This is a genomic window from Vitiosangium sp. GDMCC 1.1324 (assembly GCF_003044305.1).
Lineage (GTDB): Bacteria > Myxococcota > Myxococcia > Myxococcales > Myxococcaceae > Archangium.
This window is the reverse complement of record NZ_PZOX01000026.1, coordinates 118,144-133,824: the sequence shown is the minus strand read 5'-3', so window position 1 is coordinate 133,824 and position 15,681 is coordinate 118,144. Positions and strand designations below refer to the sequence as shown.

The 15,681-nt window shown below is 66.2% G+C and carries 16 protein-coding genes; 3 read left to right on the top strand and 13 right to left on the bottom strand.

All coding sequences use genetic code 11. The features are described 5' to 3' along the window. Positions 1–12: 12 nt before the first annotated feature. The 4 genes from DAT35_RS48295 to DAT35_RS48280 form a co-directional block, all read right to left on the bottom strand. A complete protein-coding gene (locus tag DAT35_RS48295) occupies positions 13–1,836 on the bottom strand; it encodes a DHHA1 domain-containing protein (RefSeq protein ID WP_108076134.1) in 1,824 nt (607 codons plus the stop codon). Between the two features lie 34 nt (positions 1,837–1,870). Further along, positions 1,871–3,214 carry an MFS transporter gene (locus DAT35_RS48290; RefSeq protein ID WP_255415255.1) on the bottom strand — a complete coding sequence of 448 codons (1,344 nt, stop codon included), beginning with the start codon at positions 3,212–3,214 and terminating at the stop codon, positions 1,871–1,873. Positions 3,215–3,290: 76 nt separating this feature from the next. After that, on the bottom strand, positions 3,291–4,328 hold the full coding sequence (locus DAT35_RS48285) for a M28 family peptidase (RefSeq protein WP_108076132.1): 1,038 nt from the start codon (positions 4,326–4,328) through the stop codon (positions 3,291–3,293). Further along, positions 4,325–4,825: a hypothetical protein gene (locus DAT35_RS48280; protein WP_146210184.1), complete on the bottom strand. Its 501-nt coding sequence runs from the start codon at positions 4,823–4,825 to the stop codon at positions 4,325–4,327. Before DAT35_RS48280 ends, DAT35_RS48285 begins: the two co-directional genes overlap by 4 nt. 323 nt (positions 4,826–5,148) lie before the next feature. On the opposite strand from DAT35_RS48280, the gene DAT35_RS48275 reads away from it, so the two are divergent. Beyond that, a complete protein-coding gene (locus DAT35_RS48275) occupies positions 5,149–6,963 on the top strand; it encodes a restriction endonuclease fold toxin 5 domain-containing protein (RefSeq protein ID WP_158502182.1) in 1,815 nt (604 codons plus the stop codon). A gap of 6 nt (positions 6,964–6,969) precedes the next feature. Continuing rightward, a complete protein-coding gene (locus DAT35_RS48270; protein WP_108076129.1) occupies positions 6,970–7,704 on the top strand; it encodes an immunity 52 family protein in 735 nt (244 codons plus the stop codon). 25 nt (positions 7,705–7,729) lie between these two features. Here DAT35_RS48270 and DAT35_RS58535 read toward each other — a convergent pair whose 3' ends face one another. From DAT35_RS58535 to DAT35_RS48225, 9 genes are all read right to left on the bottom strand, one after another. Further along, the gene (locus DAT35_RS58535) at positions 7,730–8,542 is read right to left on the bottom strand and encodes a hypothetical protein (protein WP_146210183.1); all 813 of its coding nucleotides are present in this window, start codon (positions 8,540–8,542) and stop codon (positions 7,730–7,732) included. Beyond that, on the bottom strand, positions 8,539–9,420 hold the full coding sequence (locus DAT35_RS48260) for a DUF2381 family protein (RefSeq protein WP_233262155.1): 882 nt from the start codon (positions 9,418–9,420) through the stop codon (positions 8,539–8,541). The genes DAT35_RS58535 and DAT35_RS48260 overlap by 4 nt, the downstream gene beginning before the upstream one ends. A gap of 337 nt (positions 9,421–9,757) precedes the next feature. Further along, entirely contained in the window at positions 9,758–10,228 is a 471-nt protein-coding gene (locus tag DAT35_RS48255) for an NUDIX hydrolase (protein WP_108076126.1), read from the bottom strand. A gap of 20 nt (positions 10,229–10,248) precedes the next feature. Continuing rightward, positions 10,249–10,719, bottom strand: a complete 471-nt coding sequence (locus DAT35_RS48250) for an NUDIX hydrolase (RefSeq protein WP_108076125.1) — start codon at positions 10,717–10,719, stop codon at positions 10,249–10,251. 82 nt (positions 10,720–10,801) lie between these two features. Beyond that, positions 10,802–11,380, bottom strand: coding sequence for an imm11 family protein (locus tag DAT35_RS48245; protein WP_233262145.1), 579 nt, complete (start codon positions 11,378–11,380; stop codon positions 10,802–10,804). Next, positions 11,377–12,834, bottom strand: coding sequence for an AHH domain-containing protein (locus DAT35_RS48240; protein ID WP_108076124.1), 1,458 nt, complete (start codon positions 12,832–12,834; stop codon positions 11,377–11,379). Before DAT35_RS48240 ends, DAT35_RS48245 begins: the two co-directional genes overlap by 4 nt. 228 nt (positions 12,835–13,062) lie before the next feature. Next, positions 13,063–13,572 carry a hypothetical protein gene (locus DAT35_RS48235; RefSeq protein WP_108076123.1) on the bottom strand — a complete coding sequence of 170 codons (510 nt, stop codon included), beginning with the start codon at positions 13,570–13,572 and terminating at the stop codon, positions 13,063–13,065. A gap of 80 nt (positions 13,573–13,652) precedes the next feature. Continuing rightward, the gene (locus DAT35_RS48230) at positions 13,653–14,147 is read right to left on the bottom strand and encodes a GyrI-like domain-containing protein (protein WP_108076122.1); all 495 of its coding nucleotides are present in this window, start codon (positions 14,145–14,147) and stop codon (positions 13,653–13,655) included. An 81-nt stretch (positions 14,148–14,228) separates the two neighbouring features. Beyond that, positions 14,229–14,672, bottom strand: a complete 444-nt coding sequence (locus DAT35_RS48225; protein ID WP_108076121.1) for a hypothetical protein — start codon at positions 14,670–14,672, stop codon at positions 14,229–14,231. 88 nt (positions 14,673–14,760) lie between these two features. On the opposite strand from DAT35_RS48225, the gene DAT35_RS48220 reads away from it, so the two are divergent. Then, a complete protein-coding gene (locus DAT35_RS48220) occupies positions 14,761–15,675 on the top strand; it encodes a LysR family transcriptional regulator (RefSeq protein WP_233262154.1) in 915 nt (304 codons plus the stop codon). Positions 15,676–15,681: the final 6 nt, after the last annotated feature.

The following is a 15,681-nucleotide window of genomic DNA, read 5'->3' as shown; positions in this document are numbered from 1 at the left end:
GGGATTCCGCCGTCATGACGCGGCGCCGCCGAGGCGGGCCTGGAGGAAGTGCCGCGCGGCCTCGAGCGCCGCGTCGATGCCCTCGGGCCGCGAGCCACCTCCCCAGGCGATCTCCGGGGCGCCGCCGCCCTTGCCGTCGACGGCGGGGGCGACCTGGGCCATGAGCTGGCCGGCGTCCACACCGCGCTGGAGCAGGGCCTGCGTGGCCGCGGTGACGAGCACCACCTTTCCGCCACGTGTGGCCGTCAGCACCACGGCGGCGCAGTCGGCGGATTGCCGCAGGCTCTCCGCCAGGGCGCGCATCTGCTGGGCGGATGCCTCTCCCAGGTGGCTGGCCACCAGCAGGGCCTCTCCCAGCCGGGCCGCGCCCTCGAGGAGTTGCCGGGCCATGTCCGCCGTGGGAGGCGCCTTCTCCGGCGGGGCCTTGCTACTGGTGCCGCGCCGCTGACGCTGCTCGAGCCGCATCAGCTTCTCGCGCAGCTCCACCACCCGCCGGGGCGGCTGCTGCCAGTTGTGGAGCTTCTCCGCGAGCGGGGTGAGGGCACGCGCCAAGGCCTCTCCCTCCAGCGCGGAGGCCTCCTCCAGTGCGCGCTCCAGCGAGGCCAGCTCCTGGCGCAGAAGCTCCACCGCCTCGCGTACACCCATCGTGGGCGGGGCGAAGGTCTCGGGCTCGCCGTCGAAGCCCACCACGTTGTCACCGTCGATGGGCCGCAGCACGCCCCGGGAGGCCGACAGCATGGGGCCGTTGGCGAAGCGCCGCAGCAGCCGCCACCCGGACTGACGCCAGCCCGGCAGGTGCTGGGTGTAGACCGAGCTGTAGCGCGGCATGGGCTTGTCGCCCCGCATGCTCTTGAACTGGTCGGCGCCCGCACCGAGCTCCACGGCGATGCCGAGATCCGCGGCCTCCTGGATGAGCAGGTGCACCAGGCCCCGGTACAGCCCGAGCTCCTGGGGCAAGCTCAGGTCGTACCCGAAGACGGGCGGGAAGAGCGTGTCGTGGCCAATCGCGTAGGCGAAGAACCCGTCGATGCGTCCGTCCTTCACGGCCAGACGGAACTGGAGCGTCCCCTCGCGCAGGTGCGTCTCGAAGAAGTCGACCGACATCCGCTGATTCGTCGAGTACTTCTCCGCATTGAGGAACCGGTACAGCTCGGCCAGACGTGGCGCGCAGCCGGGCATCTCCTTGCCGTCCACGATCTGGTAGCCGTTGGCCTCCAGCAGCCGCGCGTCCCGGCGCCGGTTCTCGCGCACCTGCCGGCTCACCTCGGCCTTGGGCAGCAGCAGGCGGGTGTGAAAGGCAAAGACACTGTCGTAGCCGCAAGCCTTCAGCGTGTTGAGCAGGGGCGAGTGCGTGGCCAGGCTCAGCGTCGAGAAGACGATGGCGTGGTCGGGGAATTGCGAGACGAGGAATCGCGTGAGCCGTTGCACCTGGTCAGCCGTCAACAGGGTCGGCATGTTGCGCAGCACCACCCAGTGGTCCACGTAGACACACCGATCGATCCGCGCCACCTTGAGCATCCCGCCCACGCCGTGGAGCACGCCGCGCACGAGCCTGCCGTACACCGGGCCCCAATTGCCTCGCTGGATGGCCTTCACCTGCAAGGTGACGTAGCGGGCGTAGTTCGAGAGCATCGGCGAGTTGCCGTACTCGGCGTCATTGATGGCCAGGGGGATGACCAGGCCATCCATGCTGACGAGGCGCAGCGTGGTGCGATCCGATACGAAGGCGGTGCTGCCCCGCTGGATGAGGGGCGTGAGGTAGGCACGCGCGAAGCGCCCCTCCTCTGTGTCGGGCCAGGGGACCTGCTCCAGGTTGCTCGCGTCGTGAAGAACCATGGAATGCCAGACTCTCTTTGAGGAATGGGACAAATCAACCCGGCGTGGCGGGGCTCGTTTCGGGGAGGACGTCCGGAGGAGTGCCCGGGTCGGCGAGGACGTCGGGCAGCTCGTCCTCGATGTTGCGGATGCGCGGGGAGAGATAGGACAGGAGCGTTTGGGCCAGGATGATGAAGCCCAGCACGACGAACAGCAGCGCGATGCCGCGCCCGGTGCCGGTGCCCATCACCCGTCCGATGGAGCCGGCCAGCGCGCCACCCGGGGCGAGCAGGGGTTCGAAGACCTGGTCGGACAGCGGGCCGGAGAGCAGGGCGGCGATGGGCGGCGCAGCCTGGCTGAGCATCCGCCGCACGGAGAAGACGCGCCCCTGCAGGCCGGGAGGGACCTTGCTCTGCCAGATGGTCTGCATCGAGCTGATGATGACCGGGGAGCACAGGAGGTAGACGAACGCTCCGCCCGCGACGAGCGGAGCCGTGGGGGGCAGGGCCGCGGCGAACAGCGCGAACGCGGACAGCATGTGGAAGCCGAGCACGCCGTGGATGCGACGCTTGGGTCCGCCCCACACGCTCATCAGGACACCACCGGCAGCCATCCCCACGCCGGCGAAGGACATGACCATGCCCAGGGTGGACACGTTCGCGAAGCTGAGGACGAGCGGGGTGATGAGCGTGATGACCATGCCCAGGATCAGGTTGAGCAGGCCAATGAAGAGCATGAGCTGGAACAGTCCGGGCCGGGTGCGGATGAAGTGCCAGCCGTCGGCCATGTCCCGCCAGAGCGACTTCCGGCCCGCCTGCTGCTCCGGGGCGAGCGGAGGCGGCGGGGGAAAGCGCACGAGCAACAGGAGCACGATGGAGAGGCCGAAGGAGGCGACATCGAGCAGCACGACGCCCTGCAGCCCGATGCGCCCCACGAGCAGACCGGCGACCAGGGGAGACAGAATCTGCCCGGCGCCGTAGGCCAGTTCAATCATGCCGTTGGCGCGGCCCAGGTGCTGCTTGGGGACGAGCAGGGTGGTGGCGGCGTAACAGGCGGGCAGATGCAGCGCGCCGAAGGCGGCGCCGAGCGCGATGGGCGGATAGAAGTGCCAGGGCTCGAGCTTCCACAGGCCCGCGTGGTCGGCGAAGACGAGCAGACAGATGAGGGCGGCGCTGCAACCTCCGCCGAGCTCGGCGACGAGCATGGCGCGGCGGCGGTCCCACCGGTCGACCAGGGCACCGGTCAACGGGGAGAGCACCACCATGGGCAGGAAGTAGAAGAAGTTGAAGAGCGAGTACTGGGTGATGGACCCGCTGCGTTGGTACATGAACGTACCAATGGAGAAGGTCGTCAGCCCCGAGCCGAACCAGGTGACCACCAGTCCGAGCCAGGTTGCCAGGAAGGCATGAGGGGGATGGGTGATGGCGGGTGGTTTCAGGGGGAACTCCGCGCGTTCACTTCGAGGTGGCGGGAACCTACTGGGGACCTCCCGCCCAGAAGGCGATGGCCGCGGCGGCCACGCGGGTGGCCTGACCGAGCCGGATCGGATCCAACGTGTCCGGGGTGTCCGTCTCCAGGTGGTAGTGGGGATTGCGGAAGGGCGCGGTGTCGGTGAGGAACACGGCCTTCTGGTGGTTGAACCAGAAGGGCAGGTGGTCGCTGAGCGTCAGGGCGAAGCCCATGGTGGAGGTGCCATGGCCCGAGGAGATGAGGGGGACGGTGTTCATGAGCTTCAGCTCGTTGCCGAGCGCGTAGACCTGTGAGGCCTCATGGCTGGAGTCGTCGTTGCCGATGATGGCCAGGAAGTCCGCCTTGGAGGGAGAGGGCAGGCCGGGCAGCGATTGCTGGGAGCCCTCCTCGTCGGAGTAGTAGCCGAGCCCGTCGAAGACGATGGCGGTGACGACCTGCTCGCCCTTGCCTTCCTTCACGTAGCGGTGGCTGCCGGAGATGCCGTACTCCTCCATGTCGAAGCCGACGAAGCGGATGGTGCGCTCGAACCTGTGCCGCGAGAACACGCGGGCCAGCTCCAGCAGGGCCGCGACACCGCTGCTGTTGTCATCCGCGCCCTGCCAGAAGGCATCGAAGTGGGCACCGACCAGGATGACCTCGTCGGGCTTGGACACGCCCTTGAGCTCCGCGACGATGTTGTTGGTGCGCATGCCGTTCTCGCCGAACGACTCGTCCCCGGTGACGGACAGACCGTCGAACGACTGGAGCCGCGAGTGCACCCAGGCGCCCGACAGGGAGTTGGACAGGTGGCACAGCTCGGGGAACTTCTCGCGGGTCGCCTCGGGGACGAGGGGGGCGCAGTCGATGGATTGATCCGAGGCGTGCTTCTGCGTCAGCTCGAGGAGGTCCGACCAGACGCGCTCGGGTTGGATTTCTTCGGTGAGCGCCTGGAGCGCGGGCAGATCGGCGCCCTCCAGGGGCTGCGTGGGAGCGCACGCGGTGCCGCCAGCGAGGCCTAGGCCCCCGGCGAGCAGGAGGAGGGAAGAACGGAGCGGGAAGCTCATAGCTGGACCTCCAGGCGGGCCAGACCGATGTGGAGCCGCTGTGCCGTCCCGAAGGGAGGGCCCGCGGGGCCCCACTGCACCTCGGGACCTCCCACCACGAAGCGGCCGAGGTGGAAGCGCAGGGGCGCGGCGTGGAAGGCGAAGTAGAGCGGGCCGGAGAGGGCGTCATTGCGCTCGTACAGCTCGACGCCCATGGGGACGCGGACGGCCCGCCAGGGCAGCGCGACGCGGCTGAAACCCAGCTCGAGACCTCCAGCGGGTTCCCAGTAGCCCACGCGCGTGCGGAGCTCCCCGCGGGCATAGAGCTCGAGCGGGAAGGTGGTCAAACTCTGGGGCAGGGCGTAGCGCAGCCCACCACCGAGGAACAGGTGACTGCCGAAGCCCTCGGTGCCGAGCGCCCGCTGATAAGCGACGTCGAGCGTGGTGGCCACCTCGGAGTTCCGCCACAGCCCGAGTTGCTGGAAGCTAGAGACACCAACCGAGATACCTTGGGCCACGGGCTCAACGGGCTCGGCCAATGCCGCGGAGGCGGAGAGCCACGCGCCCGCCAGAAGCCATCTTGAGGGGTGTGCGTACATGGAGGGGGGAGCTTGCTGGGTGGGTGAGGAACCCGCAGCCTGAATCAGACGGAGGGCCCCAGACAACGACATGTCTGGTAGGCCAGCACTCCATGTATGAGGGGAGGGCGCACAGTCCGGACGAAGGCTTCGTGCTCCGGTGCTTCTCTTCGCGCCCAGATCGGCTGGTTCGGTTTCCCGCGATTCCTCGTGCTCAGCGACAATCCTCCAGGTTCGCTGCACCCCGGAGAAAGGCCTCTGTCATGCCCGAGGAGTACAGAAGTTTTGGAACTGGGTTGGTCATTGGCACGCGGATGGAGGATCGACGGGAGGGCTCGCGGGGGCTGCCGCGCTGGGTGGTCGCTGTGCTGGCGGTGCTGCTCGTGGTGTTGCAGGCCGCATGTGCTGCGGGCTACCCCATGGTCGGTGAGATGGCGGGGAACCACCACCACCGACCGGTGACTGTCCCTGCGCGACCGGATGCGAAGGAGAGAGGGGCGACAGAGCGGGCGGTGGCCGAGGGTCCCTCCGCCGCACGGGGTTCCGTTGGCGCCAGTGTGGAGGCGCGTGTCGCTCGAGGAGGAGGGGATGGGGGCTCGGCCGGTGGCGCTGGCTCGCGGACACGGAGCCAGGCCCGCCTCGCTGGCGAGGCGGATGAGGCCGAGGACTGGGAAGGGGCGGAAGCTGGCTGGCCGGATGGGGTGGGGGACGGACGTCCCCACACGGTGCCCATCACCCTGGATTACTTCCAGGGCTTCCTCGTGCAGGCCGGGGTCGCGTCCACTGCGCTACCCGTGGACGGGCGCACCCTGTCTCCACAGCAGGCGATGGAACTGCTGCCGCACCTGCTGTCCACGCCGGTGACACTGGGCAATTTCGGCATCAGGCGGATGGCGGCGCACCTGCTCCTGGAGGTGGCCACGAGCGCAACCGCGGTGTCGCGCGACGAGTTGCATGCGCGGATGCGTCGCTTCTCACGGCTGCTGGTGCTGCGCCCGGACGGATACCTGGTGAAATCCACCACGGGCGTCGCGGTGCAGAAGGCTGGCCAGGTGGTGCTGGCGGACGATGGCACCTTGCGCGCCGGCCACTTCGAGGTGGGACCCTTCTATGCCATCGACGGCGGGCGCCTCTTCCCGGTGGATGAAAAGCTCGAGGTGCTTCACGGTGCTCGCCCGGCGGGCATCTACGAGCCGGATGACGGTGTATTGCTGCCGGTGGCGGAAGGGGCCGTGCTCGCGGTTGTAGATACGGTGGAGGGTATCTACCGGCTCGTCTTCTACACGGGGGAGACACTCGAGGGGTTGGCTCAATTGCCGGGCGCGGTGCGCGAGCTCTATGAGAACGCGCCCGGCCTCTGGGAGGAGTTCCGTCACAAGCCCTACGCGGAGAGGGTACGTACCGTTTCCCGGCTCGCCACGAGCATCGTGCTGATGGTGGGCACTTCGGGGGCAGGAGCTGCGAAGGCGGCGTCCTGGGGAGGGAGGCTCGGGAGCATCTCCGTCCCCCTGCTATCACTGTCGGGCGATGGCCTCCTGGCGATGCGGCTCGTGGCCGTTCCCGCCGGTGGTGTCGTGGCCGTCGCGGGCAGTGCGCTGAGCGCCACCTACGTGCTGCACATGGCCAACGTGGGAGCCCAGGGCTCGCGGGGCGGTGGAGGGTGGCCTCCCGTGGGCGGTCCCGGTCATTGGGTGGAGGACACCTCGAGCATGTCCGAGCAGTCTCGTTCCTATCAAGCCCAGGTGACGGGTGCGCCCAAGAGGTGGGCCTACAGGGTCTGCCGCGACGGCGAGTGTGTGGACTACGACGGGTTTGACCCCAAAACAGACATGCTGCTTGAAGCCAAGTCTCGCGGATACGATAAGTGGTTCGATCAGGACCTCAAGGTCAGGTGGAAGTACGAGGGCGCTGATGACATGGTGAAGCAGGCCCGCAGACAGAGCCGCCTGGCTGGAGGGCTTCGTGTTCGCTGGCATGTGGCGGAGGCTCGGATGGTTGCCGTCCTCAAGAAGCTGTTCAAAGAGAGCAACATTGAGGGTATCGAAATTGTGCACACACCGCCGCTGCCGAGGGACTGACGACACATGAGGGAGACCTACTACGCAGGTGCCTATTGGGGGCGCCGCCAGGAGTCGGCCGAGGAGTGCGCTTGTCGGGCGGAGACCTTCTTCCGTCTGCTGGCGGAGTGTCATCCCAGCTACGCTCGTTGGTACGAGAAGAGCAACTCGACGAGGAGCGCGCTCCAACTTCAGTTCGAGCCCACACGCGAGACCTTCGAGCGGTTTTTTGGGAAGAAGAAGTACCAGAGTGGTAGGGACGGCTTCAATTTCGGGGCATGGACTGGCCATGAGGAACAGGAACAGGGGGGAATGGTCAGGTTCTTCTGTGGCGCACATGCCGAAGGCTCCTCGAACCACGTGGTTCTCTACTTCCCGGTGGAGGAGCCGGGGAGTGAGCGAATGCTTGGAACGCCGGTGCTCGCCGGGGTGATGCGGGCGATGGCGGAGGCCTGGGAGCCGGACTGGGGCGTCATCGTGTCCGACGACTTCCGGGACGGTCTTTCTGAGCACGGTTCGGCCGGGACTTTCGTCGGGTGGTTGACGTACTTCTCGCGGCAACGGGGCGAGGTGCCAGCGTTGCCGGAGCCCGTGCGCGTGGAGACGGTGGAGGAGAAGGGGACGCTCGTCACTCTCATCCCCGAGCGGCTCACCGCGAGGAATCCCGACCACCTCGCCCTCGGTCGCCGTGTCCAGCAACTGCTTGAGGAGCGAGGTTTGCTCAGGAGGGTTGGTGAGCGGCTCCGCTTGCCGACCGCATGAGCCACGAATCACTTTGTGTGCTCATTCAAAGCCTTGGTTTCTGTGATTCGTCCTCAATGACCAATATTTCGGCGCGGGACCAGACTGCCACGAGCCCCGGTGGGGGCTGCTCGATTTCGAGCATTCTCAATGCCTCGGGTGGATTCTTCTCCAGCCCCACCATCGAGAGCGAACGGCGCTGAGCAATCACTCCGCAGAAGGGGCCGATCATTCCTCGATCTCGCAATTGGTGAAGACGGATCTGGACGCGGTCGCCCCGGAGGCTGGCCTCGCCGTAGAGCAGCGCCGTACCAGCAACGATTGTTTTTCCCTTGCATTCAGGAGGGACGACCCAATTCGGCGGATGATCCGTGCACAGAGGAGACTTGGCAATCTCATCCGGAACGTAGTCGTAGACAGGACCCGTGACACGAACCTCGATGGGACCCTCCTTGATGAGGGCCACACCACTGACGCTTCCCGGCAATCCCAGAACCTCCACGGAGAAGTAGGAGTGCGGAGGGATTCGCAGACGCTGGGTTTCGGCGATGGCTTCCGGAGAACATGCGGCTGTCCCGTCCGGAAGCACGCGGACTCCCGAGCAACCGGCGATCAGGCAGGCTCCCGTCATGGCCGCCAGGACTTTCGATGAGGCTCCGCCACCACGGGGTCGGCGCGATTCGGGCTTCATTGATTCTGTCATGACCCTTCCCTTCATGTTCTCGCGAGATGTGGTTGTGTCGGACACGCTGCCGGTGCTTGCGCGGACGTGGGTCCGTGGCGGCTCGCCATTCCGGTACTCCTCGGTGCTCGCAGCCAGGACGAGCGCGAAGGCCACTTGGGCGAGGGGTAAGATCATGGAAGCACCGTCACGAGCAAGCTGGGCAGGTCCGTTCCAGGCTTGTCTATCGTGGCAAGGAGCTCGGAATCAGAAGCAGGAGTCTCATAGGCGAGAACGACTCGGGACTCCGCTCCCGGAGGAATCACGGCGAACTCGGATGCACGAGAGATGATCCGCACCATGCCGCTTGCGGAACCCGTCAGGTTGATCCGCTCCAGATCGACCGGCCAGTCAGAGTCTGAGCAATTCGCGATGAGCAGGGTGGCGTACGAGATTCCTGCATCATGAACGACATCGACAAAAGTAATCGAGAGCAGATTGGTTTGCTTGAACAAGTAGCCATGACCGACTGCCCGGTTGATGACCGCCTCGGAGCCTCGCTCCGCGATGAGCCGGGTCTTGCCAGAGACGATCTCTCCCAACGACTGGGGACGCAGCAGCCGTTCTTGAGCCTGACGCTCATTCTCCTCGGGGCTGATGGCTGGACGCGCTCGGATGTTCAGGACGACATCCCTGACGTTGGGGCGCGTGACGAGACGCAGCGTGACGCGGGCCTCGTCCACGAGCGTGATGCGTACTTGCACCCCACGACCCGTGGTCACCGGACGGCGAGAGGACACCTGGAGGCGATTTCCCCATCCGTCTCCACCTCTCGCATCGGATTCCACCAGCGCATCCGCGTCCGCATCGACCTGCTTGATCGGGCCTGGAAGAACCACGGCCGTGAGGGAACTGTAGGGGTTCTGCTCGACGAACGCCCGGACGAACACTTCGACGGAGCCTCCATCAGGAGGCATCAAGACGGACCTGACCTGCTGCTCCTGGGGACTCGCGGCCGCGGTCGCCGGAGCCGCGGACAGGAGCGCGCATGCGAGCAACAACGCGCTTGAGAACATAGGTGGCACCTCCAACCCCATAGCCTCGGCACGGCCGCGGTTACGTGGAAGGTAGGAGCATGCAGTCAACTCCAGCGGTAAGGCAACTCGTTCCTACTCTACCGGGAGTGTATCGCCTGACGAAGCGTGACGGACGCCGGTGCCCGGCCGGAGCGAAGCCCCGGCACCGGGACGCTATCACCGACGAGCCCGAGTCATCGCTCCGTGCGCCCGCGAGCTACGGGAGTGGGGGGTCGGCTTTCCGTGAGTCCGTCTCCCTGCGGCAAGGGCTCCGCTGTCCGGTCCTCCAGGCGCAATGTGCGCTCTGTTCAGTCGGCCCTGTCCAAAGAGGTGAAGTTCAGACTTCCTCGTCAGGCAGGAGCGTGAGCAGCAGCTCGTCGTCGGGGCCGAGGGGGCGCCAACTGGTGGGCGGTGGCGTGGCGCGGAGTGCATCTCTGGCCTTCCTTGCGCGCTCCTTATGGGTTTCTGGGGTGAAGGCAATCCACGAACCCATCGCCTCTGCGACCTTGAAGCGGTTTGCATCGTCCAGCACAGGAGGCCAGCCGTCGGGGAGAGATTCGTTCAGTTCGCGTACGAACTGCCCGCGCACTAGACGTGCGACCTTATGGCTCCGTTCCGCTTCAGCCACCAGCCCTTGGAACACCTGGACTCCAGCAATGTCGTCCTTGCCAAGCTCCTTGGCCAATGCCACCAACGAGGCAGTGGGGCGCGCCTCGGCGAAGGCGGTGAGCGAATCGTAGCCGCGCTTGCGGACCCGCTCATACATGCGAGCCACCCAGTTGCCCCGCCAAGGATGTCCGTCGCTCATGGCCCTCTCCAGGGTGAAGTTCAGACTTCCTTGTCGGGTAGAAGTGAGAGAAGCAGCTCGTCGTCAGGGCCTAGAGGCCGCCACCCGGGTGGCGGAGGCGTGGCAAGGAGCGCTGTCCTGGCTTGCCTGGCACGCTCCCTATGAGTTTCGGGAGTGTAGGCAATCCACGAGCCAATCGCCTCGGCAATCTTGAAGCGGTTTGCATCGTCCAGCACAGGCGGCCAACCGTCGGGAACGCTCTGGGACCACAGGCGCGCGAATACATCGCGCACAAACCGCGTGACCTGCTTGCGCCGCTCCGCCTCGGCGAGCAGTCCACTCAACACCTGTACCCCGGCGACGTCGTCCTTGCCTAGTTCCTCGGCCAGCAAGTGTAGCGGAACGGCAGGACGTGCCCCGGCGAAGGCGGTGAGCGAATCGTAACCACGTTCGCGAACCCGCTCGTACATGCGCACCTTCACATTGCCTTGCCAAGCACGTCCGTCGGTCATTTTCCTCTCCGGAGAGGGATGCTCGTTGGGATTCCGACGCGCCTCATTGAGCGCATCGCGCATGCCCTGAGTCAGCTCGTGCTCATGCCTCAATGAACCGGGTGCCCGTAATGCCCTCAGCCTCCATGGCCCGTTTGAGTCGCTCGGAGACGATGAGGGCCACGGTCCACCCCCAGGGGCGGAAGATATTGGCGCCGTCCACCCTGGCCGGGTCTACTTTCAGCCCCACGACATTTCGATATTTACCCAACTTGTCCGGGCGACCATCCTCTGGTTGCCAATAGAGCACCTCTTCGCATCGAGCATCGTCGATGCACCGGAAGATTTGCAGCGTGTTGAGGATGAAGTAGGGCTGGGATTGTCCCTCCACACGCGCGGGGATGAATTGCACCTCATCCTGGAGGGCAAGGCGCTCGAAAACAGACACGACGCGACTGCTGACAACGGGTGTGGACAACTCCGTCAGGCTGAAGTCGAGCGCGTTCCCAGGATGGCCCACCCCAATCAACTGAACGCCTTCTAGATGGAGGACCTTCCCCTGGTCGAACTGCCAGGGGTCCATGGGCCGCCCTCGGTCATCGATATCGAGCTGGCTCAAGACCCAACGCCCGGGAATGCGCATGTCGTCCGACAGGTCGAAATACTTGTTCTGTGTGCTCATTTTTTCTTCGTGACAAGTTTATTGAGCCTGGAGCCTGGTTTGCAAACATCAGCAGCTATCCGGTCAAGCTCATCCTCAAGCCGATTCCGGCAATCGACTTGGGTCTTGCACTCTCGAAGGGCGTCTCGAAGTCGACGGAAGACTTCATCGTGGTACTCTTCGGGATGAGGGCCTTTGTGGCCCTTGAGAAAGACGATGTTGACCAAATCGTTGAGGCTTGAGCCTGCGCGATCGAAAAGCAGCTTGAATCGTGGCGTCCATGGGCCTCCGTTCTTGTCGGAATCCTCGTTCTTGTCTGTGGCTAGGTGGTGGCCCTCGTTGTCGTCCTCCTTCTTCGGGGCGCAGTCGCCCGATACCCGCGCCGCCTTGAGTGCGTCCTTGACGGCTGAGGCACTCGCGCCCAGCGTTGCCCCCATGAGGAGGATGGTTCCGTCTGCCGCCGAGGTCACTGTGCTTGCCGTCTCGGAAATCTCCACCGTCCCATCCGCCGTGGCCACAGCCAGGGTGGCTCCTTCCGAGGAAGCAACAATCTTCTGCACAGAGATGCCAACCTTGCCGAGTCTGTCCCAGAGCCCTCCTCCCCCAGGGGGGGAGGGCACCTCGGGGAGTTTTCCGGCCAGTCGCCCCACCGCAACCGTTACGAGGATTCTCAGCCCTACACCCCCGAGGGCCTCTCCAAAGTGGCGGGATGCATCTTCCAGCGCACGCTCTGACGTCGCTGCTGACGACTCGTCATGCAAGCGTTTGACTGCCGAAGCCACGGCCACGACCTCTGAGACGCCGTAAGTCGCCATGAGCCAGAAGGTAATCGCTGCCACTGCTCCCTTTGAGATGAATGGTCCCGGCGCTGCCAACATGACCATGTAAAGCGTCATGGAGATTGCCATGGAGGTAATGAAAACGGGGGAGGTGAAGAGTTCCTCGGCCGATTGCTGAGCACCGGCTCCCATGTACTTGGGTGAACGTTTGAGGGCCAGGAAGAAGCGGCTGGACTCCACCGGTCCCGAGCTATCAAGGAGGCCGACGTTCTTTGAGTTGTAGAATCTCAAATAGTCCTGGCGGATTCGTTCTTCTATTTGCGGTGGCAGGGCTCGCTTGGGGTTGGAGTTTGCCTCGCATGGCACCGGGCTGCCGAGCGTTATCTGCAGAGCGGACTTGACGCAGGTGGATTTCTCCCGAGTCCCTGCTGGGGGCGGCGCCACCTTGTCGTACATGCTCTCGAAAGCCGCGAGGATGGCCCGCACGTCCTCTCGGGAAAGGGGCGCCACGTCTTTGGGAGCCAAGGGGCGCAGCGGGAGCGCGAGAGATACCCAGTAGCCCCCCTGGGAGTCCCAGTGCCCGCGCGCATTTACTGGTGTCACCACGTGGATGACCTGGACCTCCGTTGCGTTGGCTCGGGCCGTCACGGGGAGGAGTACCAGGAGTAGGATTGCCAAGGGGGAGCGCAGGGGCATGGTTGTGCTCCTTAGAGCCGAGATGGGTGCAACGAGCGCTCAAGCACATCACGCTCCAGTTCACGGAGCACGGCACGAACTTCAGGGGACACACACCATTGCGCCCCTCTCCCTCGCTGAGAGTGATTGCTCGTGTGGGAAGAGGGGCGGCGGGAACCTCTACGCGGAAGTCTTCGGGCCGCGAGCCGTCTCACGAACGCGGCTGTGGCACCGTGACTTCATGACGGTCTACCACTCGTATTCGTAGCGCACCTCGACGGTGACGACCTTGCGCGCCGTGTGGAACACGAGCGTGTAGAAGTCACCGAAGTTGTAGTAGTCGGGCGCCGTCATGCGCGCCCACGACGCCACGCTGACCGTGTAGTCGTTGCCGTAGGTGCCGATGTAGCTGCGGATGGCCGGCGGCAGCTCCTCGTAGTTCTTGTTGGCCAGGGCCGACGCGAACTGGGTCTGGGTGATGGCGTGGCCCGCGTCCGGGTACACCTGGTAGTCCTGGGCGCCGAGCCAATCGAACGCGGCCCAGGTGGCATCCTCCTGCGAGATGGCGCCGGACGAGTCGACCGCGAAGGCCGTCACCGTCAGCGAGGTGCAGTAGTAGCACTGGGGCTGGATGGTGGTGACCGTGGAGGCGAGCTGCGTGCTGAGGGCAACCTCGTGCAGCTCCACCTGGGCCTGGGCGGGAGCGGCGAAGCCGGCCACGAGGGCCAGCACGGCGAGGGCGGGAACGAGACGCTTCATGGGGCGACCTCTTGGATGACGGGCCTTTCGACAAGGCCCGGTTGGGGGGAGCCCCGTTTGCCCCAGGACGCGAGCCTGTTTCAAGCAACGCTTTCGAGTGGCCTGTAGATGTCGTAGTCGAAGCGCTCGTAGGGCGGAGTCGGGCGCTGGCGGCGTACGTCATACAGCTCGAATGCGTAGGCGTCGGCCCGCGTCTTGCTGCCAGACGCCGCGAGCCACTGTGCGAGGCCGATATACGTTGGCTCGATCTGCTCCGCGCCTCCCTTGCACGTCGTGACCGCGTAGCGCTGGGCCGGCACAAGAAGGGTCGTCATGGTGGCGGGAACGGACTCGAACGCGGACACCTCCGTGGCCACCCAATAGGAGTAGACGCCGCTCTGTCCGCCGTGGAGGTGGTCCGACTCGGGGCTGACGCCGTAGAAGAGCGCCGGGTCGACCTTGTGGCGGATGGCCTCCAGTCCCCGCGTCAGCTCCAGCCAGGCCATGGGCACTCGCTGGCTCAGCTCCTGCCTGCGGCCCACGACCTCGAGGCCCACCAGTTTGATCTCCCCGCGCGACACTTCCCGGACGTCCATGTCACTCCCTTCGTGACGGCTCCCCTCGAGCCTGGATGACACCTGAAGGCTACCAGTTGCTGCGCGCCGTGACGGCGCGGCTCACGTGAGGCGCTTGTCCTCGCGGCGGAGCACCTCGCCCTCGACGACGACGGTGCCATCGGGGGACACGGGATGGCCGAGCGTGGCGACGAGCTGGCGGTGGGCCTCCTCCAGCCGGCGGTGCAGCGTGGTGAAGGTCTGCTGGGCGGTGCTGGGCATGTCCTCGGTATAGGTGAAGTACCAGCGCAGCGTGTCGAGGCACTCGTAGAACTGGTCCACGACGGACTGCTCGCGAGCGGGCAGGTTCACGAGGTCATGGAAGGTGGCCGTGGAATAGCGGGTGGCGAGGGTGCTGAGCATGGGCTCGCGGCTGCGCAGCCGGGAGAAGAGGACGAACATCTCGCTGCGGCGGGCCTCGAGCCTTCGCATGATGTTGGCGGCATCGAGGGCGATCAGATTGCGGACGCGGGCGGTGGTCTCATCCACCTGTTTGCGGCGGGCCATGGTCCGGCGAGCCTACAGCCGGGCGGGCTTCCGGCGTAGCAGGGGGAACCCAGGCGGACTAAAGGTGTTGGACCGAGGAGGACACTGCCTGTCCACACGACTTGATCCGCGCCGTCTCGAAGTCTTCCGCGTGGTGGCCACCACGGGCCAGGTGTCGGCGGCCTCGCGGCTGCTGCACTTGTCGCAGCCGGCCGTCTCCGCGCAGGTGCGTCAGCTCGAGCAGGAGTGTGGCCGGCCCCTGCTGGTGCGCACCGCGAGGGGCGTGCGTCTCAACGAGGCGGGCCGGGCCCTGCTGGAGTACGCGCAGCGCGTCCACCAACTGCTGGACGAGGCGGCGCTCGCCATCTCCAGCGAGGAAGAGACGGGCGGAGAGCTGGTGCTGGCGACGAGCACCACGGTCGCCAGCTCCGTGGTGCCGCAGTTGCTGGCCTCCTTCCTCCGCGTCCACCGGGGATTGCAGGTGCGGGTGGAGGTGGGCAACACCACGCAGGTGCTCGGCTGGGTGGGCGAGGGCCGCGCGCCCCTGGGACTGGTGGAGGGGCATGCCCGCGCCGCTGGCATCCGCCTGGAGCGCTACCTCGATGACGAGCTGGTGCCCGTCGTCTCGGCGCAGGCTCCGGCGGAGCTGCTGCGGGTGCGCTCGGTGGAGTCGCTTCGCTCCGTGCCGCTCCTCTGGCGTGAGCCGGGCTCGGGGACGCGGGCGGTGCTGGAGCGCGCCCTGCGGCGGGCGGGCGTGCGTCGCGGAGCGCAGGCGGGGGACCTGCAACTGGGGAGCAACGAGGCCATCCAGGGCGCGGTGATGCTCGGCCTGGGCGTGGGCTTCCTGTCGAGGTGGAGCATCCAGGGCGAGCTGGCCCAGGGCCGGCTGCGGGTGCTGCCCATCCCGGGCCTGCGCGTGGAGCGCGCCTTCTCGTGGGTGCTGCCGGTGGACGCGCCGTCAGGACTCGCGGGCCGCTTCCTGCGCCATGCGCGCGCCTCACCACCGGCCCTGCTGCACCCCTGAGCGCGC